Origin of the sequence: Rhizobium ecuadorense, assembly GCF_001187535.1 — a bacterium.
GTDB lineage: Bacteria > Pseudomonadota > Alphaproteobacteria > Rhizobiales > Rhizobiaceae > Rhizobium > Rhizobium ecuadorense.
Genome location: NZ_LFIO01001098.1, coordinates 1 through 250 on the forward strand (window position 1 = coordinate 1; position 250 = coordinate 250).

Here is a 250-nt window from a genome sequence, read left to right on the forward strand (position 1 = left end):
GTCTATCTTGATCTCGCGGTTACACAGCTAAAACGTGCGGGCCGAGGCATTCCAGATACTCTGTTGAAACACATCTCGCCACTGAGTTGGGAACATATCAACCTGACAGGCATCTACACCTGGGATGCGGAACATCAGATGCACAACGGATTTCGGTCGCTCCGCCTTCCGGCTGGGCTGCGGCGCGCCGCATAAGTTCCCGGTCCGTTCGCCCTATCGTACGATTTCGCACCGCTCTTGTTCCGACCCC

1 protein-coding gene is annotated in these 250 nt (G+C 56.8%); it reads left to right on the forward strand.

The window, feature by feature from the left end:
- The coding region (locus AF337_RS22135) for a Tn3 family transposase (RefSeq protein ID WP_152971153.1) at window positions 1-195 on the forward strand (195 nt) is incomplete at its 5' end.
- Window positions 196-250: the final 55 nt, after the last annotated feature.